Consider the following 18,028-nt stretch of genomic DNA (forward strand, 5'->3'; position numbering starts at 1 on the left):
GCCGATCAGCGCGTGGATCGTGCCGCGCGCGACCTCAAGGGTCACGCCGCTCACGGCGCGGAACCCCTTGAACTCCTTCGTCAATCCGCTCGTCGCCAGGATGATGTCCTGAGCCAAGCGCAACCCTCCCATGCAATTGCGGCGAGCTTGTACCGGAAGCGCGAGCGGCGTCCACCGCATTTCGCATTCAGCCGGGGACAAAGCGGCGCCGCTGACAGGAAGGGGGCAAACGAAAAAGGCGGGGCTCGCGCCCCGCCTCCATGGCATCGCTCGTTGTGAGACGGCTCAGTAGGCCGGGCCGCCGGAGGTCTGGCCGTATTGCGGCACGAGGCGCTCCTGCTGGTTGGCGTTGCCGGCCTTGGCGGAATCGACGGCGTTCCAGTCGCGAACGCTCCTGCGGGCGCCGGCGATCGAGCCGGTGGTGGCGGGATCGAAGACGCTCACCGGGGCGCGGCCGGGATGGGGCCAGTTGCCGGCCTGGGCGAACGCGGCCGGGGCGGCCAGGCTCAGGGCGACGGCAACAGCGGCGGTAGCGAAACGGGTCTTCATCACAGTATCCATCATGTTCTGGCGGCTGAACTGCCGGGCGTGCTCTTCGCGAAGTCTTGAAAATAGCCCGCCGACAGGAGCCTTTGTTCTCGTACGAGACGGATATGGTGCCCGCATCCCGGCCGCGACGTGCGTTCGAGCACATCGCTCCGGACCGCACTGGCGTGCCGGCGCCCCGGCGCGTATCCCGGGGGCACGGGCCAGCGCCGCGGCCGACAGGAGCGACACGAGCATGAGCGACCCGATCGAGCGCATCGCCACGCAGGCCGTGCCCACGCCCGCCGGGCATTACGCGCAGGCCACCGCGTGGCGCGACCTCGTCTTCGTCTCCGGCCAGCTCGGGCCCCGCAGCGACGGCAGCCACACGGCGGGCGAGCCCTTCGAGGTGCAGGCCCGGCAGGCGCTGACGAACCTCCTCGCGATCCTGGCCGAGGCCGGGTGCGGGCCGGAGCGCGTCCTGCGCTGCACCGCCTACATCGTCGGCGTCGAGAACTGGCCGATCTTCAACCGGGTCTATGCCGAGATGTTCGGGGCGGCCAAGCCCGCCCGCACCGTGGTGCCGGTGGCCGCGCTCAACCACGGCTACCTCGTCGAGGTCGAGGCGATCGGTGCGCGCGGCTGAGCCCGCCCGAAAACCTGCATTGATTCATCGCATTGACGCTCGCCCGGGCAGATGGGAGACCCTGCCGCCATGACACGGCCCGACCTGCCCCATCCCCTCCCCTCCGAGGCCGACATCGCGGCCCTGAAAGCGGAGGCCGGCGCGTGGTTCGCCGGCCTGCGCGACCGCATCACGGCGTCGCTCGAGGCCATCGAGGCGGAGGCCGCGGGGCCCTTCGACGCGGACGCGCCGGCCGGGCCGCAGCGCTTCGTGCGCACCCCCTGGGAGCGCACCGACCATGACGGCCGGCCCGGCGGCGGCGGCACCATGGCGATCCTGAAGGGCCGGGTCTTCGAGAAGGCCGGCGTGCACGTCTCGGCGGTGCACGGGGAGTTCGCCCCCGAGTTCCGGGCGCAGATCCCCGGCGCCGCGGAGGATCCGCGCTTCTTCGCCACCGGCATCTCGCTGATCGTCCATCCCTGGAACCCGAACGTGCCGACCGTGCACATGAACACGCGGCTGGTGGTGACCACGAAGGCCTGGTTCGGGGGCGGGGCCGACCTCACCCCCGTGCTGGACCGGCGCCGCACCCAGGAGGATCCGGATTCCGAGCTGTTCCACGCGGCCCTGCGCCGGGCCTGCGAGGCGCATGCGCCCGCGGTCGACTACGCGCGCTACAAGGCTTGGTGCGACGAGTATTTCTGGCTGAAGCACCGCGACGAGCCGCGCGGCATCGGCGGCATCTTCTACGACTACCACTGGACCGGCGGGCCGCAGGAAGACCTCGCCTTCACCCGCGACGTAGGGCTGGCCTTCCTCGAGGCCTATCCGGCGATCGTCCGGCGCAACCTCGCCACGCCCTGGAGCGAGGCCGACCGCTACGAGCAGCAGGTGCGGCGCGGGCGCTACGTGGAGTTCAACCTGCTCTACGACCGCGGCACGATCTTCGGCCTGAAGACCGGCGGCAACGTCGCCTCGATCCTGTCCTCGCTGCCCCCCACCGTCCGCTGGCCGTGAGCGCGGGCGTCCCCACCCGGTTCGCGCCGCAGCAGGAAGCTGCGCTCAAGGCGATCGCCGACTGGCGCAAGGGCGGCGAGACCCCGGTCTTCCGCCTGTTCGGCTATGCCGGCACCGGCAAGACCACGCTCGCCCGCCGCATCGCCGAGGACGTGGACGGCACGGTTCTGTTCGGCGCCTTCACCGGCAAGGCGGCCTCGGTGATGCGCGCCAAGGGCTGCTTTGACGCCGGCACCATCCACAGCCTGATCTACCGCACCAAGGAGGCGGACGAGGGCGGCCCGACCTTCACCCTCAACCGCTCCGGGCCCGCGGCCAAGGCCGACCTCATCGTCATCGACGAGTGCTCGATGGTCGATTCGGATCTCGGGCATGACCTCCTCTCCTTCGGCAAGCCGGTTCTGGTGCTGGGCGACCCCGCGCAGCTGCCGCCGGTGCGCGGCGGCGGCTTCTTCACGGAGGCCGAGCCCGACGTGATGCTCACCGACGTGCACCGGCAGGCTGAGGACGACCCGATCGTGCGCATGGCCATGACGGTGCGCGAGGGCGGGCGGCTGGCGCCCGGCCGCTACGGGGCGAGCGAGGTGGTCTCCCGCCGCGAGATCCATCCCGAGCAGGTGCTCGACTGCGACCAGGTGCTGGTGGGCCTCAACAAGACGCGGCGCCTCTACAACAACCGCCTGCGGGAGCTCGCCGGCCATACCGACCCGATGCCGGCGGTGGGCGAGAAGCTGGTCTGCCTGCGGAACGACCGCACCAAGGGCCTGCTCAACGGCTCGACCTGGACGGTGAAGGCGCTGCGCGCGCCCCCGCGCCCCGACATGGTCCGCCTCGACGTGGTGCCCGACGACGACCCGGCCCTGCGGCGGCGGGCCACCGACATCAAGGTGCTGCGCCAGATCATCGCCGGCAGCGAGGAGGAGATCCCGCTCTATCTCCGCCGCGAGACCGACGAGTTCACCTACGGCTACGCGCTCACCGTGCACAAGGCGCAGGGCTCGCAATGGGACAAGGTCGTCCTGTTCGACGAATCCTACGCCTTCCGCGAGCACCGCGCCCGCTGGCTCTATACCGGCCTGACCCGGGCCGCCGAGGCGGTGACGGTGGTGGTGTAGGGGGCGAGCGGGAGGGGCCCCCGAGCCCCTCTCGACGCCCCTGTTTAACCCATGGCCTCTTCGTACAGGTCGGAGGCCGAGGGCGCGGCCTCGAGGTTCCAGCGTATGGTGCGCCAGGCCTTGCCGGGCCCGTCGCTGTATCCGCCCTTGTGCCATGCCGGGAGGATCCGGCCGCGTCCCGCGCTGTTCACCAGCGTCGTCGCGCCGAACATGTTCTCGATGACCATGCCGTAGACCCAGCCGAGGCCGCCCTTGTTGTATCCGCAGCGGATACTGACGGGCGACAGCATGCCTGCCTTCAATCCGACCATCGTTCCACCGTTGATATGGGACAGCGAGTTTCCGAAGACCGACCAGGGGTAATTGGTGTGCCGGTTGACCGTCTGGGGCGTGATGGGAAGGTTCATGATCAGGAGGCAGGAATACGCAGTATCACTCTCGTCTTCAGCAGAAAGCATGTACCGCATGGTGGCATCCTCCGACCTGCTTTCTTGTTTTGAGGTGGGCGAGGATGCGGCAGGGTATGAATTCGCACAAGTCTTACGCTGAAGATTAGAGCGCTCTCCGCCGAAGTGGACACCGGTTCGGCGCAAGAGAGCGCGTCAAAACAAGAGATTAGAGCCGTTCCCGATTGCAACGCGATCGGGAACGGCTCTAGGGCGTCTAATACTTAAGCATCATGGTTTCGCGTGATGCAGGACGGCGTGGGGCAGGCGTATCCCATCTCCTCACCTCATCCTGAGGCGCGCGGCGTCAGCCGAGCCTCGAAGGAAGCCTCCACGGATCGCGGCGCTATCTGGAGGTCTCCTTCGAGGCCTCCGCGTCGCTCCGGCGCCTCAGGATGAGGTGGATGGGTGGAGCAATGCGGGTCTGCCGTCTTGACAATGTTCCTGTTTTGTGCTCATTTGCCGGGGCCTGCCGCGACGCGTCGTGAGACGCCTCGGGGCGCCGCCCCGGTCAGCCGCCGGGACGGCGTGCGACAGGACGGTGCCTGCGTCTGCCGTCGGCTGCGGCAGCCCCGGGCGCGGGACGCGACACGACCCCCGGCTCGGGCTGGGCGACCTGCCTGGGGAGGAAATGCCCCAGGCCCGACCCTGACCTGGGCGGTGCGGAGGGAAGCTGCGGCGCCATCCACTACGGGATGGCGTGCGACGAAGGCTCGCTCGGAAGCGCCGAGGGCTCTGACCTCGGGACTGTCTTAGCGCCAGCTCGCGACCTCGCGTGACGGACACCGGACGCAAAATCGGATGATCGGCCGGGCGATCCGGCTCTCATCCGCGGGACGCCGGGGAGCCGGCTTTGTGCAACGTTGCGTCTTCGGGCTTCGCGGCGTCCCGCGTCACCCCGACTTTGGGCCATGCCCCCGGCGCAGCAGCGCGCGGGGCCGAAAGCACGTGTGCTCCTCGGATGCGGGACCCCGTCCTCAGCCGAGCGCCTGCTCCACCGCCTGGCCGCAGGCCGTGGTGTCGGCGTTGCCGCCGAGGTCGCGGGTGCGCAGGGTCCGCTCGGAGAGCACGCGCTCGATGCCCGACACGATCTCGGCCGCGGCCGTCCGCTCGCCGAGATGCTCCAGCATCATCGCCCCCGACCAGATCTGGCCGATCGGGTTGGCGATGCCCTGCCCTGCGATGTCGGGGGCCGAGCCGTGCACCGGCTCGAACACCGAGGGGAAGAGCCGGTCCGGGTTGATGTTGCCGGACGGCGCGATGCCGATCGTGCCGGTGCAGGCGGGGCCGAGATCCGACAGGATGTCGCCGAACAGGTTCGAGGCCACCACCACGTCGAACCGGTCCGGGTTCAGCACGAAATGCGCGGTCAGGATGTCGATGTGGTACTGGTCCCAGCGCACGTCCGGGTAGTGCTCGGCCATGGCCCGCACGCGCTCGTCCCAGTAGGGCATCGTGATCGAGATGCCGTTGGACTTCGTCGCCGAGGTCAGGTGCTGCTTCGGCCGCGATTGCGCGAGTTCGAAGGCGAAGCGCAACACCCGGTCGGTGCCGTGCCGGGTGAAGACCGATTCCTGCACGGCGAACTCGCGGTCCGTGCCGGCGAACATCCTGCCGCCCGCATTCGAGTACTCGCCCTCGGTGTTCTCGCGGACCACCCAGAAGTCGATGTCGCCGGGGTTGCGGCCCGCGAGCGGGCTCGGCACGCCGGGCATCAGGCGCACGGGCCGCAGGTTCACGTACTGGTCGAACTCGCGCCGGAACAGGATCAGCGAGCCCCAGAGCGAGATGTGGTCGGGCACCTGCTCCGGCATGCCCACCGCGCCGAAGAAGATCGCGTCGTGGGAGCCGATCTGTGCCTTCCAGTCCGCGGGCATCATCTGCCCGTGCCGGGCGTAGTAGTCGCAGGAGGCGAAGTCGAACCAGTCGAGCTGGAGCCTGAAGCCGTGCCGCTTGGCGGCGGCCTCCAGCACGCGGACGCCCTCCGGCACCACCTCCTTGCCGATGCCGTCGCCGGGGATGACCGCGATGCGGTAGCTGCGCTCGGAACTGGCCATGGTCTCCTCCTTGTCGGGCCCCGGACTGACGAAGCGGACGCCCCCGGTCAACGCCCCGGCCTGACAATCGCCCCGGTCCGGCACCGATCAGACCGGCTCGCCCGCGATGGTGCGGCGCTGGCGCTCCAGCTCGTCGCTGTAGCGCTTGAGGGTGTGGCTCTCGGTGAGCATCCCGATCACCCGGCGCTCGGCGGGGCCGTCGACCACGGCGAGCGCCTCGCTCTCCGCCCGGTCGAAGACGGACGCCGCCTCCTTGGCGTTCATCTCGGGCGTCAGGAACTCCGTCGGATAGCGCACCACGTCGGCGAGTTGGGGCTCGTCGCCCTCCTGCGCCTCCCGGGCGGCGGCATGCGCCTCGGGCACCAGGACCATGCCGGCATAGCGCTCCTCGGCATCGACCACGATGATCCGCGAGGGCGAGCCGATCGGGTGGGCGCGCAGGAAGCTCGCCAGCGGCGTGTCGAGGGGGACGGGGCGGATGTCCTTGCGCATCAGGCGCCCGACCGTGAGCGTGCGGATCCAGCCGACATCGTGGGCGCTGCGGATGCTCTCGCCGCGCAGGTGGAAGCGCCAGGTGGCGAAGGAATAGCCGAAGGTCTTGCGCACGGTGAGCGAGGAGGCGATCACCGCGGCGAGCACGAGGCCGGTGATCGGCAGGCTGCCCGTCACCTCCAGCGCCAGGAAGGTCATGGTGAGCGGGCCGCCGATCACCGCCACCGCGAGCGCGCTCATGCCGATCACTGCGTAGGCGAGCGGCGTCAGCCCGAAGCCCGCCATTGCCGGCACGAGAAGCGGGCCGATCAGCGCGAAGAGCTTGCCGGCGAGCGCGCCGAGGAACAGCGAGGCGAAGAACAGGCCGCCGCGGAAGCCCGAGCCGATCGAGATCGCCGAGGCCGTGGCCTTGGCGGCGAACAGCAGCGCGAGCCCGAGGATGCCGTAATCCTCCGCATGTTCCGCGAAGTGCTGGTGGAGCGCCCCGTGGCCGCCCGAGAGCACCTGCGGCGAGGCGACGAGCGCCAGCGCCCCGACGCAGAGCCCGCCGACGGCCGGCGCCGCCGCCCGCGGGATCCGGCTCGCCTGGACCAGCCGCTCGACCAGGGTGACGCCGCGCATGATCAGGATGCCGAGCCCGGCGCAGACGAGGCCGAGGACGAGGCTCGGCAGGGTCTCGAAGCTCGTCACCGTCGAGGTGGTCACCGCCTGCATGTTGGCGACATCCACCAGCGGATCGGCCGGGACGAGCCCGCGCGCGACGAGGCTGCCGCAGAGGGCGGCCACCACCACGGGGGTGAGCGTGGCGATGGCGTAGGTGCCGATGATCAGCTCGAAGGCGTAGAAGGCGCCGGTGAGCGGGGCGCCGAAGGCGGCGGCGATGGCGGCGGCGGCGCCGCAGCCGACGAGGGTGCGCAGGTCCGCGCGCCGCATCTCGAAGCTGATCCCGAGCCGCGAGGCGATGCCGGAGCAGATCTGCGTGTAGCCGGCCTCCAGCCCCACCGAGGCGCCCGAGCCGTTCGAGATCACGTTCTGCACCACCACATAGAGGCTGTCGCGCAGGGACATCCGGCCCCCGTGCAGGGCGTTCGCCTCGATCGGGTCGATGGCCGGGCGCCGCCGCATCGACCGGATCCGGCCGACCGCGAAGAGCAGCAGGCCGAGGGCGATGCCGCCGAGGCAGGGGGCGAGCAGCAGCGCCAGCGGATCGACATCCTGCGCGGCGCTGAGGCGGCTGCCGTGCGGCAGCCGGTAGAGCGCCTCGCGCAGCCCCTGCGTGGCGAGGTTCATCACCGAGACGGCGAGGCCGCCGATGCAGCCGGTGAGCGCGGCGAGCACCACCATGCCCGCCTCGCTGCGGCGGACGAAGGCGCGCAGCCGTTCCGGGGCCAGCAGCCAGGCCGCCCGGCGCCCGCCCTCCCCGCCCGGCCGCGCCGGAGCCGGCCTGGCGGTGCTCCCCGGCTTCGCGGCTGCCGGCTTCGCGGTGCGGTTGGAACGCTGGCTCACGCCCCCCTCATACGGGCGCGCGGGCCGACGCGTCCACACCATGCATCCACAGCGTGCGTGTGAGCCGCACAGGCGGCTTGAAATGCCCGCCGCCGCAGGATACATCGCGCCGCAGTGCAGCCGTAGCTCAGTTGGTTAGAGCACCAGATTGTGGATCTGGGGGTCCCCCGTTCGAGCCGGGGCGGCTGTACCATCACTTAGCGGATTTCAGGGATCTCGAAATTCGCACTGGGGTAACGCTCAGGGTAACAGCGGCACCCCTCTCCTGCCCATATCGAAAAGCGATACGAGCGTGACAGCGGTCATGGCCTTGTTCGCCACCTTGCCCGCACGCAGGCCGGCACGCCTGAAGCGGCGGAGAGGGGATGAAGGCCAGCGGCCTCCATCCGATTTGCCGCCCGCCGCATCAGGCGGTTGGCGCGCTGAAGGTCCTGGCGGGAGGCCCGGATCAGCCAGAGATGATGCAAAGCGCGGATCAGGCGCATAGCGTGCCCTCCTCCGCCATCTCGACTGTGCGATGAATGCCCCGAAACGACATGGCGTATCCGCACTCGATCAGGGCCTCGCGAGCGAGGGCGCGGACGATGAGCGGATCCGGTTTGCTGCCTCCGGCTGCAAAAAAGACCGCCTCTAGCACCTTCAGCGCTTCGTCGGACAGGCGCTGCGCTTCCTCGATCTCGGCTCGGATCTGAGCGAGGGAGCGCATAAGCCGGGCGTTCTCAGCTCCTGGGTGCGCGGCAAGGCGCTGAGCCTTTGTGGTCTTGCCGACGCGCCGACCGTTCTCGGTGGCGAGGCGGGGCTTGATGGCTGGACGCGTCATAGTCCGCCCCTCCGCCAGTTGCAGCCCACCGCACTCAGGACGAGCGCAGCGCGGGTCGAAGGCTCCAGTGTGTCGATGCCGTGAAAGCTCGCCCCGGCATTGGCTGCCGGGATGAAGTCGCAAGAGCTGGCGGGCCCCTTCGGATGGCCTTCGCGGTCGTACATCTGAAAGACGAACGGCATATGCAGCCGCCGTTCCATCTCCGTGCCGCGATGGCGCTCCCATTGCAGATGGCGCCGCTCGTACTCAAGCCATGCGTCATAGCTGTCGAGCAGTCGCTCAGTGATAGGGACGGCGACCGCGGACGGCGCGCCGATGAGGACCACGCTCCCGCTCGTCGGTGGCAGCGTGGTCAGGCCGCGCAGGAAGCCGCGGCGGGATGAGGGGGCACTCATGCGCGCCTCTCGAAGCTGTCAGCCGCGTATGAGCCGCCAGTCATCATGAGCGGCTGAAGGTGGTCCTCAGTGTCGCCATCGTCGTCACGGTTCTCGCAGGACGCGCCTTCGTCCTCGCACTGCTCCTCCCAGTCATTGAGGCCGCCGTCACTCCACCGGCTTTGATCGCCGTGGCATCCTTCGGCTGTGCCGCCCAGCGAAGCGAGCGACGGCTCGTTGTCGCTATCGTCATGCTCGCGGTCGTCGTGGCAGGCGGGCGCGCCCACCGACACGCCGCACAGGCTTGCCTCGTCGTCGCTCGTCAGGCCGATGCTGTAGACGCCGACGCCCGGCAGGTAGCGGTGCGCGACGAAATCGGCCTCGCGCTCGTCGGCCTCGTGGTCGAGACAGTCCAGCAGTGCGATGTCAGCCTCGATGCGGTCGGCGATCATCTTGCGCAGCGCGCGGATGCGGTCGGGGTCGGCAGCCTGCATGGCCTGGAGGGCCAGGGTGACCGGGCCGAGCTGCCGGCTCGACCCCCGAGGTAATAAGGGTGGGCGAGCGCCAGCGCGGGGTAATAAGGGCGTGCGTGTGCTATGGGCACGGGTAGCCATGCCGCTCTCCTCAACAGAGTGGTGGGGTGAGAGCCGGGGCGAGGGTTCCAGCCTTGTCCCGGCTCGTTTTTTACGCTAGCGTCAATTCATGGGGTCGTCAATTAGCGCTAGCACTAAAAAACGCGGTCGGCCTGCTACGACTGGCACCGGCCAGACAGTTGGCGTGCGGATGCTACCTGACCAGCTCGCCCCCCTCGACGCCTGGATCGCCGATCATCCCGAGCCCAAGCCCAGCCGCCCCGAAGCTATTCGAGAGGCGGTCTCAGAGCACCTGAAGGCGAAGGGCTATCTGAAATGAGATGACCGTCCGATTAAGCTTGATAAGCAGCGAATAAAGCCAAGAGCGCCCGGAAATGAAGTGCCATCAATGCGATAGGCCAGCCATGTTTTCAGTGGGCGATGAGAGGCAAATTCCATTATGCGTGCACTGCTATTCTAAATTCTCAGAAGTAATAAATCTGGAATTTTTGAAGAGTGTACTTATGATGAACCAAGCTGCGGCCGAAATGGACTTAGTGGCGCCATTCGGCCCTCCAACTCCTAAAGTTCCTGTTGGGGAGTTTGCTAAAGCTATGCAAAAGGGTCATACGTTTAACAATTTCAACGTGAATAATTCGCAGATCGGCGTCATCAATACGGGCGAACTTGCCAAAATTGATGCCGCGATTACTCTCAGTCGAGGATCTGATGCTGAAATATTTGGACAAAAAGTCCAAATCCTCACAGAGGCGTTGTTGAAATCAACAGAGGTGTCGCAAGCTCAGAAAAATGAGATAATAGACCTTATTCAGGCTTTAACCTCTGAAGTGATAGCCAAGCGCAAGCCTGCAGTGATTGGTGCGCTACTTCAATCAATCGGTGCTAAAGTATCTGGGATTAGCGTACTGGCTCGGCTGACCAACGATTTGATCGGGTTAGCTAAAGATTTGTTCTGATATAAAATCTCGCAATAGCCGTAGATCATCAAACTATCAAGCGAAAATTATGGGCACCGTGCGCAAGTTGTCGAGCGAAGAACTTGGCAACAGAGGTGAAAAGGAGTTTGATAGCCTCTGCTCTTCTACAAAATTGATTGTCAATAGCGTCAAAAGAGATCTGACGGGCTGGGATTTCCTCATAGAATTCCCACAGGAGGCCCAGTCAAACATTCCTTTAGACGTGAGAAATAACCCGCATTCTTGTAAAATACAAATCAAGGCAATGTGGGAGGACAACGATGAGGTGAAATTCAGACTTTCTTCTTTGGAGAGGCTTGCAAAAGATCCTGGCCCAACTTTCGTTTGCGTTCTGAAATTCGGACCTGATCTCAAATGCACGAAGCTTTACTTTATCCATCTATTGGACGACAATTTGGCTCTCGTGCTAAAGCGTTTAAGATCAGAGTCTGCTAAAGGTATATCTAAAATCAACAACAAAGAAGTAGCTATCCGCCCGTCCAAGATAGGCATAGAAATCAAGCCTGATGGGGGCGAGATAGAAAGGACCATATTGAAACAAATAGGCGATAGCTTCGAAGCCTATACAAGCAAAAAATCAAGTCAGCTCAGGAACCTCGGTTTTGAACAAGATAGATTGACGTTTTCTGTGACTTTCAAGGTTCCGCCAAAACAGATCGCAGAAGCGTTCTTGGGCTCTGGCGAAGCTTTGGAAGTTTCTCGGTTTGAGGGGGTGGAGAGCCGTTTTGGCATTCCACTCCCAATTCTTGGCATTAATGGTCCCGGACGTCTAAGTATACAGCCAACTAATCCGGGAACATACACCATCGCGCTAAGAAGTTTGAAGGGAGGGTTGCCCGTAATCCTTGTGGCGACAATGTATAGCATACCTCCAGCTATGGCTGCACGACTGGGTGGACCTCAAGTTCGTTTAGATACTGGCCTGCTAGACATCCGGATGAAGGCTAAGTCTTGCACGATTACTGCCCTGGAGGCCGGCAAGCTGAACATAAAGGCGAGCCTATCGGATTGGCTTTCGCACTTTAAGGCACTCAAAATAATGGTTGATGGTAATTTTGTATTTGAGCTTCGATCTCAAGGTAAGAAATTATTAAATGAGCGTTTCAAAGAGTCAATGCAACACGTCAGTAAGGATAATCTACAGCAGGCAACTCTTGTTGCCCAAAGATTGCAAAAACTAGTCGCATTGACCCATAGTCGAGTTGATGAAAAATTCACTCTCCACGCAATGATGGGCAGTTGCGATCAAATTGAACTCGCTCACACCCTTTGCTTTGGAAGCGAGTCAGCAGAACCAATAACGATAGATTTTGATTTTTCCCGATCTGATCTTGTAGAAGACGGCACGGGAGGAAGATTGATTAGCTTTATCCCGTTGGGAGGAAAATTGCTTGTCTTTGCTGTTCCAGTAAAATCGATAGATTTCAATTCAAATCCGCGGGTAGTTGTAGATGTCCCCTCCGGTGAGCAGCTAGAAATAGATCTAGTTGATAGATCGGATTACTCTGAATACATCGAATGTTTTAGGGACATTCCTGAGGCTCCGCTGCTTTTGTTTAGGGATTTGAAGCAGGCCTAGCACAACAGCGGCACGACCTATTCAAATTTGACAGGGCCCCGCATCCACGTTTTCGTGCTGCCATAGCACGCGGGCAGCTGAACCTGCGGACCGATCGGCCACATAGCCTCCATCGTTAGTAGGGTAACACCCCATGCGTGTTCCGGAGCGAAATCTTCAGGAAGTCGTCGTTGCCGCCCGTCCTGATCAACCGCGGAAGCTGCACGCTCGCGTAGAGCGGCGGCACCTGCGCCGAGCCGAGGTTCGGGCCGTATGAAAGCGGCTCACTGAGTGTGTTCTCGATGTAGCTCAGGCGAGAAGCGCCGCGGGGAAGCGCGTTGTTTGCCTCAGCAATGCGATGCTCCACTGTCTGCATTCGCGTGAGCAGTGCCATTAGCCCGCCTGCAAGCTTAGGGTACTGCTCTCGCATCTCCACGATTAGGGCCGCGCGCTCAGCATGTACCTCGTCGTAGGTTGCCTGCAGGCCGCTCTGCGCCTCATCGTCCTCGATCTGGGCAAGACGGGCTGTGAGCCGCCTCTGGGAGGCTTCCAAGCGCTCCCGGTCAAACCCCAGGTTCTCGCACTCACGCTTCGCTGCAGTCGCTTCCTCCTCCGATGCGAGGGGGTCGACAGCGCGCGCCTTGGCCGACGCCAAATCGCGCTCGACGCGAGCAAAGTCGGCCTGGGTATGGGCGATGCAGGCGCGAACCTCACCCGAGGTCGTGTCCTTCGTCAGAGCGTCCGCTACGCGCTGGCGCAGGGTGATGATCGGCTCGCTGGTCTTGTCGGTCTTCAGGGCAACCACGGTCATCAGCGCCTCCAAGCATTCGAAAGTCGATCACACATCTGGTCGTAGGCGCTTCGGCCGTCCTGAACCGGCTGCGGCTCACCCTGGTTGGCGGACGACACTTGCGGCTCGGGACGCTTCCATGCGTTGTCCAGGGTCTTGATGTAGGCGGCGCGCCCGGCCTCTACCGCAGCCATATCGACGCCCACGTTGATGCTGGTGTCGCCGCGCGCCGAAGCGCCGTACATCTCGCCGACGCGCTTCATGGCCTGCTCCGAGAGTGAGCGAAGCCAGTTCGAGGCTTCCCCTGCCGCCACCTGCGAGTCACCGAAGTATCCGGGCGTGGCGCCGGAGCCGGCGGCGAACATGGTGTAGCTGAGCATGCGCGCGCTGTCGGCCGCGCGGCGCACCCGGAAGACTTCGTTGCTTCCGAAGTCTGCCAAGATGCTGCCGATCTGAGTGCTATCGGCGGTCGGAAGGTTGTCCATGAACCGGACCGGACTATCAGCCATAAGAAAAGCTCCATCGTTTTGCACCGGAGCACCGTCGCCGAAGCGCATATGCATCCTGTATCCGGGCTTCAATATGCCGTTCTGCATCGCCTCATCGACCGTGACCGGCATGCCGTCAGACTGCCTAAAGAAAATGCTTGCCATGATCTTCTTCTCACGGTGAGGTGGTCGCGCCGGTCGAGGTCAGATTGCCCTTCGTGATCGAGGGGCCCATTGAGGAGAGGCCGCTCTTGGCTCCCGCCGCCGCCGCTTGAGCGACGCCGGGAACTCCGTTCACCGTCTGGTTGACCGTGACGCTCTGTGTTCGGTGATCGTTGCCGACATCGCTGTTGTTCGTGACGTTGTGCGTCACCTGCGCCATGCCTTGCTTTATCCAGCCCAAGCGGTCGCCGAGACTGCCGAAGTTCGGCATCGTCATCCCGCTGGGCTGTGGCTGCGTGAACGTTGGCCGCTTCGGGCCGCTCATGCCGTTCCTGAAGCGGTCTAGAAGATCGTTGTTGCGGGCCCCGGGGTATCCGAGCTTCCGGGCCGTCTCCTCCGGCGAGCCCAGGTTCGGCTTGCCGAAGATCCGGTTGAGCTTCGACACGGTGGCGTTGCGCTCGGCGTCGGTCGAGCCCTTGCCGTCCTCGGCAGCCTGCAGAGCAGCGGATCCGATATCAAGGATGGCCTTGGCAAAGGGAGAACCTTTCTCGCCGATCTGGTCGGCGAGGCGGTCCACACTGGCGCTGAACTTGTCAACGCTCGCGTTGAAGGTGTCCATAACGCGAGCAAGGTCAACCTCCGTCGTGCCGGGCGCAGTCTTGTCGATCGTCTGCCGGAATTCGTCGAACTTGTCGCGCTTTGTCAGAAGTTGCTGAATGGCGTCTCGCGATTGCTGCTCATGCCACAATTCAGCAAGACGGAAGGGATTTCCCTTCGTGAAGCGCTGAGTGATATCAAGCATCCGGTCGAGACGGGACTGACCCTTCTTGTCCGCGGACGCCATCTCCTTCTCGACGTCGATGCCGGCATGCTTCTTGAAGTACCGGCGCGTCACCGGGTCGTTCATCTTCTCGAAGAAGTCTTTGAGGTGGATGGCCGCATCGCCGGTCGTGGCTGACGCCTCGCGTACAACCTCCAAGGCCGCCACAATGTCGCGGAGGCCCGGCAGATCCTTCAGACCGATCTTTGCACCCGACGAAGCTAGCTGCGGCATCGCACCTGAAAGTTCTTTGAATTCTGCTTTGCCTAGTTTGCCGCCAGCAATCATATAGTCGTAAGCAGTTTTGATATCCTTGATCTTCACGCCCAAGTTCTGGATTGTGACGATGCCGGCCTGAGCCGCGTCGTTCATGTCGGTATAGGACGCCCGGGCCGCCTTGGTCGTCGCGACCGCCGACTGCACTGCCGTCTCGTAATCGATGCCGGCCGCGGCAAAGGCTTGAGCAACCTCTGTCATGTTCTGTGCCGTCACCCCGAGCTTCGGCGCCTCGCGCTCGAACATCTCGATTGTTGGCTTGACCTCCTCCGCGGTCTTGCCCGCGGTGATGCCGAGTTCGGTCGCGGCCTGTTCCAGATTGCCGTAGCGCTTGAGGGTGATCGCACCGACCGCCGCCACAGCCGCGCCGCCGACTGCGGCCTGCGCCCGGCTGAACCGCCCGGCAGCGACGCCCGCTGCGATATGGCCTGGACCATAGCCACCATCGCCGGGACGCACCTTGCCGCCGCCATCAGCACCGGGCCCACTGCCGGGACGGAAGCGCACGCGGGATGCCCGCTCCGCTTCTTGGCGAAACCGGCGAGCGTTCCTGGCCGCACGCTCGAACTCGGCGGCCAGCTTGCCCAGGCCGCTCGTATTGCCGCTGAAGTTGAGCTTGAGGCCTTTGCCGGCCTCCCTGGCCGCCTTCTTTACGCGCTCAAGCTCTGCCACGAACTTGCGAGCCTCGCCCATTCCTGTGGCTTTGAACCCGAGCTTGGCGATCAGTTCCTCGACGGTCATGCCTCACCTTCGAGCGTCGCGGCGTTCTGAAACACGCTGATGCGAACGGCCACAGCCCGGCGGACGAACTCGGCGAGGCTGACGCCCTCAGATCGTGCAGACTGCTGGGCGGCCTCGGTCAGACCGCGGGGAACGCCAACCGCGAGGCGTTCGTGGTAGAGTCCGCGCCCGTCTGCGAAATTTGGCGCCTGCAGTTCGACAAGTTTCATGCGAAAAAGCTGCCGCAAAATCAGCAATTTTGCTAGGTCAGTTTCTCCAAATCTACCGGGATCGCCGTTTTGGCCGATATTTCCGCAAAATTGTTGCACCTGAGTCGGGAAAAATATCGATCCACATCTGCCGATTGTCGTTCGCCGCTGAGGTACAGAGCAAGAGCCGCAGCATCGCCTTCCAGCAGCATCAGCAGCGCGACGCGCGAGACCATCCAATCGCCGCCCGCGATGCGGCGCCCGATGTCGTGACGGGCGGCCCACTCGCGCACCGTCCGGGGCGAGCGTTTGGCGATGATGGCAGCTTGGGCCACTGTAATCGCCTCGGCTGGGATCCAGGGGATGAGTACCTGCGGGACCGGCCGCATCAGAGCAGGTCCATGATCGATACGTGACCCACGCCGATCCCGACCAGCACTCCAGCTGCGGCGTTGATGAAGTCGTCGTGGCCGTTGGTCGGATGGTCGATGGTGTCTCGACCGCCCCAAGCGGTTCGGCGCTCCAGACTGCAGAGCTGCTTGCGCATGGCGTCGTGCTCCAAGAGGCGGACCTTGCGGCTGTTTAGGAGAGGCAGGAACTCGGCGTAGATCGCGCCCTTCGGCTTGTCCGAGCGCTCGTAGGAAATGCCCTGTTTGAGCATCGCCTCCTTGGGCCACTCGGCCGCATAATTGTCGCCCACGACACGGTTGACCCCATAGGTCTTCAGGATCGCCGCGAACTGCGTGCAGGCGCTCTCCGGCGAGAAGGGTGGCGCGATGCCCTCTACACGGTCGAGGACGGCACAGCCGTTCGCGTCACGATGCCCTATGGCGAGGGTCATACTGTCCTGTCCCGAGCCACCGGCCGGGTCGATGAAGGCGGTGTAGCTCACATGCGGCTGCCGATCGCGCTGCGTGGTCCCGGGATCGGTGCAGGCGTCGACCACCTCGGGGCTGACGAAGTCGGATATGCCCTCGCGGAACTGCGCGCCATACTCAGCCTTGGCCGCCTCGGCATCGCGCTCGTAGGCCCGCGCCACCTCCCGCTCGATCTTGGGGCTGCGATGCATGGCGAGCGTAGGGGCCTGGATCACCAGCACGCGGGGATCGCCCTTGGAGCCGAAGTCGCGCCGGTAGGCGGCGTACAGCTCGCCCTTCTTGGCGTAGGGGCTCGACAGCACGAAGAGCGGCCCATTCAGAGTCATCAGACCTGGACGGAGCGCCCGCAGCACCTCGCGATCGGGGTTGGCCGCCTGCTCGATGTGCCAGAACGCGATCTCGTCGCAGACGGCCGCAACCAGCGTCGGACCGCGCACTGTTTTGAAGTTCGCCGGCTGCACCACGATGTCGACGCGGTTCCTGAGCCGGATCGTGTCCTGTGTCGGCTCGCCGTCCACCATGTCGGCGAACATCGGCACCTCCGTGAAGATGCCGAGCAGGTAGCGGAAGGCTTCGGTGGCCTGATCCTTCGAGGCCGCCATCACCGGAAGACGCCCGCGCTGGCCCGGAGCGAACTTGCCCTCGTAGTCGACGCAGCCGGCCATGTAGGCGGCAGCCACGGCGAACCCGCGGGTCTTGCCACCACGTCGACCGACCACGCCCCAGACCTCGTCGCAAGGCTGGTCAGGCTCATGCTCGCGACCGCTCAGCTCGCGGAAGATGGTACGCTCGTCCTCGGTCAGCGGCTCACCCTGACTGGCGATCAGCACCGTGCGCCACGCTGCCCAGGTTTCGCCAGGGAGGATGGTGCCGAAGATGTCCGGATCGGTGAGCGCCTGCCGCATGGTGCAGATGCGGCTCAAGGGCGGCCTCCACGGCCGGCGACGTGCTCACGCAGGCTTTTGCGCTCGGGCGCCAAGGGCGGCCCCATCCGACGCGCCTGGCGGTCCATGCGGTCGCCGATCTGGCCAAGCTCCTCCGTATCGACGCGCTCGCCCGCCGCGATGCGGCTGTGCAAGAGGTCGCGCTGGATGGCGAGGCCGGCATAGGTGCGGATGGCCTCGATCTGATGCAGCTCCATTGCGGCTTGGCCACCACGCTCGGCCATCAGATCCGCGATGAGGTCGCCGTAGCGGCGGCCGATCTCGGTGCGGCCGTCGACCTCGCCCAGAAACAGCGTCTTCCCGTTGGTGAGGCGAGTGCGGGCTCGCGGGTCTCGCTGGGGGAGGCGTCCGGTCATGGCTGTGTCGTGACCTCTCAATTGGTTGCGCGACCATCTCCAGCTTGACCGCCACGAAGACGTTGCGGAGCCACGGAGCTGAAGTTTCCGCTATTGGACGGGCCGCAGCGCCTTCAGGGTGTCTGGCTCTGCTTAGCCAATATGGTCGAATACGTCAGTCTTGTCACCGTAATGGAATGTTTTACAAAGATCTGTATTGCTAGACTTCGGTCGGTATCTTCTTGAAAAATTATTGCGGGTTTGTCGACGTGCCTACAAGGCGCATGGCGCTCAGAGGGGC

Annotated in this window: 19 protein-coding genes, 1 tRNA gene and 1 pseudogene; 6 read left to right on the forward strand and 15 right to left on the reverse strand. The window is 64.6% G+C overall.

Features of this window, described 5'->3' with window-relative positions; translation table 11 throughout:
- Together MTDSW087_RS30905 and MTDSW087_RS19300 are read right to left on the reverse strand one after the other, a co-directional pair.
- A pseudogene (locus MTDSW087_RS30905) lies at positions 1–132 on the reverse strand (ABC transporter ATP-binding protein); the annotation flags it as partial.
- Positions 133–285: 153 nt separating this feature from the next.
- Positions 286–549: a hypothetical protein gene (locus tag MTDSW087_RS19300; protein WP_144766536.1), complete on the reverse strand. Its 264-nt coding sequence runs from the start codon at positions 547–549 to the stop codon at positions 286–288.
- Between the two features lie 232 nt (positions 550–781).
- On the opposite strand from MTDSW087_RS19300, the gene MTDSW087_RS19305 reads away from it, so the two are divergent.
- The 3 genes from MTDSW087_RS19305 to MTDSW087_RS19315 all read left to right on the forward strand — a co-directional run bounded on the left by MTDSW087_RS19305 (position 782) and on the right by MTDSW087_RS19315 (position 3,282).
- The gene (locus MTDSW087_RS19305; RefSeq protein WP_144766537.1) at positions 782–1,171 is read left to right on the forward strand and encodes a RidA family protein; all 390 of its coding nucleotides are present in this window, start codon (positions 782–784) and stop codon (positions 1,169–1,171) included.
- A gap of 69 nt (positions 1,172–1,240) precedes the next feature.
- The gene (hemF, locus tag MTDSW087_RS19310; RefSeq protein WP_144766538.1) at positions 1,241–2,167 is read left to right on the forward strand and encodes an oxygen-dependent coproporphyrinogen oxidase; all 927 of its coding nucleotides are present in this window, start codon (positions 1,241–1,243) and stop codon (positions 2,165–2,167) included.
- A complete protein-coding gene (locus MTDSW087_RS19315; protein WP_144766539.1) occupies positions 2,164–3,282 on the forward strand; it encodes an ATP-dependent DNA helicase in 1,119 nt (372 codons plus the stop codon). The genes hemF and MTDSW087_RS19315 overlap by 4 nt, the downstream gene beginning before the upstream one ends.
- Before the next feature lie 44 nt (positions 3,283–3,326).
- Here the strand turns inward: MTDSW087_RS19315 and MTDSW087_RS19320 are convergent, their stop codons facing one another.
- From MTDSW087_RS19320 to MTDSW087_RS19330, 3 genes are all read right to left on the reverse strand, one after another.
- Entirely contained in the window at positions 3,327–3,749 is a 423-nt protein-coding gene (locus tag MTDSW087_RS19320; RefSeq protein ID WP_144766540.1) for a hypothetical protein, read from the reverse strand.
- Positions 3,750–4,705: 956 nt separating this feature from the next.
- On the reverse strand, positions 4,706–5,785 hold the full coding sequence (locus tag MTDSW087_RS19325; protein ID WP_144766541.1) for a tartrate dehydrogenase: 1,080 nt from the start codon (positions 5,783–5,785) through the stop codon (positions 4,706–4,708).
- Between the two features lie 87 nt (positions 5,786–5,872).
- Positions 5,873–7,621, reverse strand: a complete 1,749-nt coding sequence (locus tag MTDSW087_RS19330) for a chloride channel protein (protein WP_238179397.1) — start codon at positions 7,619–7,621, stop codon at positions 5,873–5,875.
- A gap of 278 nt (positions 7,622–7,899) precedes the next feature.
- Between MTDSW087_RS19330 and MTDSW087_RS19335 the strand changes: the two genes are divergently transcribed.
- A tRNA-His gene (locus MTDSW087_RS19335) sits at positions 7,900–7,976 on the forward strand.
- 282 nt (positions 7,977–8,258) lie between these two features.
- On the opposite strand, the gene MTDSW087_RS19340 is transcribed toward MTDSW087_RS19335, so the two are convergent.
- Genes MTDSW087_RS19340 through MTDSW087_RS19350 form a run of 3 tightly spaced genes read right to left on the reverse strand, consistent with a single transcriptional unit; the run spans position 8,259 to position 9,471 of the window.
- Positions 8,259–8,603 carry a hypothetical protein gene (locus MTDSW087_RS19340; protein ID WP_144766543.1) on the reverse strand — a complete coding sequence of 115 codons (345 nt, stop codon included), beginning with the start codon at positions 8,601–8,603 and terminating at the stop codon, positions 8,259–8,261.
- A complete protein-coding gene (locus MTDSW087_RS19345; protein ID WP_144766544.1) occupies positions 8,600–8,998 on the reverse strand; it encodes a hypothetical protein in 399 nt (132 codons plus the stop codon). The genes MTDSW087_RS19340 and MTDSW087_RS19345 overlap by 4 nt, the downstream gene beginning before the upstream one ends.
- Positions 8,995–9,471, reverse strand: coding sequence for a hypothetical protein (locus MTDSW087_RS19350; protein ID WP_144766545.1), 477 nt, complete (start codon positions 9,469–9,471; stop codon positions 8,995–8,997). The genes MTDSW087_RS19345 and MTDSW087_RS19350 overlap by 4 nt, the downstream gene beginning before the upstream one ends.
- 503 nt (positions 9,472–9,974) lie before the next feature.
- Between MTDSW087_RS19350 and MTDSW087_RS19360 the strand changes: the two genes are divergently transcribed.
- Positions 9,975–10,526 carry a hypothetical protein gene (locus MTDSW087_RS19360; RefSeq protein ID WP_144766547.1) on the forward strand — a complete coding sequence of 184 codons (552 nt, stop codon included), beginning with the start codon at positions 9,975–9,977 and terminating at the stop codon, positions 10,524–10,526.
- 49 nt (positions 10,527–10,575) lie between these two features.
- Positions 10,576–12,126, forward strand: a complete 1,551-nt coding sequence (locus MTDSW087_RS19365) for a hypothetical protein (RefSeq protein ID WP_144766548.1) — start codon at positions 10,576–10,578, stop codon at positions 12,124–12,126.
- Between the two features lie 115 nt (positions 12,127–12,241).
- Here MTDSW087_RS19365 and MTDSW087_RS19370 read toward each other — a convergent pair whose 3' ends face one another.
- The 7 genes from MTDSW087_RS19370 to MTDSW087_RS19400 are packed head-to-tail and all read right to left on the reverse strand — an operon-like array spanning position 12,242 to position 17,748.
- Positions 12,242–12,916 carry a hypothetical protein gene (locus MTDSW087_RS19370; protein WP_144766549.1) on the reverse strand — a complete coding sequence of 225 codons (675 nt, stop codon included), beginning with the start codon at positions 12,914–12,916 and terminating at the stop codon, positions 12,242–12,244.
- Positions 12,916–13,548, reverse strand: a complete 633-nt coding sequence (locus MTDSW087_RS19375; RefSeq protein WP_144766550.1) for a hypothetical protein — start codon at positions 13,546–13,548, stop codon at positions 12,916–12,918. The genes MTDSW087_RS19370 and MTDSW087_RS19375 overlap by 1 nt, the downstream gene beginning before the upstream one ends.
- A 10-nt stretch (positions 13,549–13,558) precedes the next feature.
- Positions 13,559–15,382 (reverse strand): phage tail tape measure protein, encoded by a 1,824-nt coding sequence (locus MTDSW087_RS19380; RefSeq protein ID WP_144766551.1) that lies wholly within the window; start codon positions 15,380–15,382, stop codon positions 13,559–13,561.
- Entirely contained in the window at positions 15,379–15,591 is a 213-nt protein-coding gene (locus MTDSW087_RS19385) for a hypothetical protein (RefSeq protein ID WP_144766552.1), read from the reverse strand. Before MTDSW087_RS19385 ends, MTDSW087_RS19380 begins: the two co-directional genes overlap by 4 nt.
- Positions 15,592–15,623: 32 nt before the next feature.
- Positions 15,624–15,905: a MerR family transcriptional regulator gene (locus tag MTDSW087_RS30275; RefSeq protein WP_186383911.1), complete on the reverse strand. Its 282-nt coding sequence runs from the start codon at positions 15,903–15,905 to the stop codon at positions 15,624–15,626.
- A 53-nt stretch (positions 15,906–15,958) separates the two neighbouring features.
- Positions 15,959–17,371: a hypothetical protein gene (locus tag MTDSW087_RS19395; RefSeq protein WP_238179395.1), complete on the reverse strand. Its 1,413-nt coding sequence runs from the start codon at positions 17,369–17,371 to the stop codon at positions 15,959–15,961.
- Positions 17,368–17,748 carry a hypothetical protein gene (locus tag MTDSW087_RS19400; RefSeq protein WP_144766553.1) on the reverse strand — a complete coding sequence of 127 codons (381 nt, stop codon included), beginning with the start codon at positions 17,746–17,748 and terminating at the stop codon, positions 17,368–17,370. Before MTDSW087_RS19400 ends, MTDSW087_RS19395 begins: the two co-directional genes overlap by 4 nt.
- Between the last annotated feature and the right edge of the window lie 280 nt (positions 17,749–18,028).

Source organism: Methylobacterium dankookense (assembly GCF_902141855.1).
Classification (GTDB): Bacteria; Pseudomonadota; Alphaproteobacteria; order Rhizobiales; family Beijerinckiaceae; genus Methylobacterium; species Methylobacterium dankookense.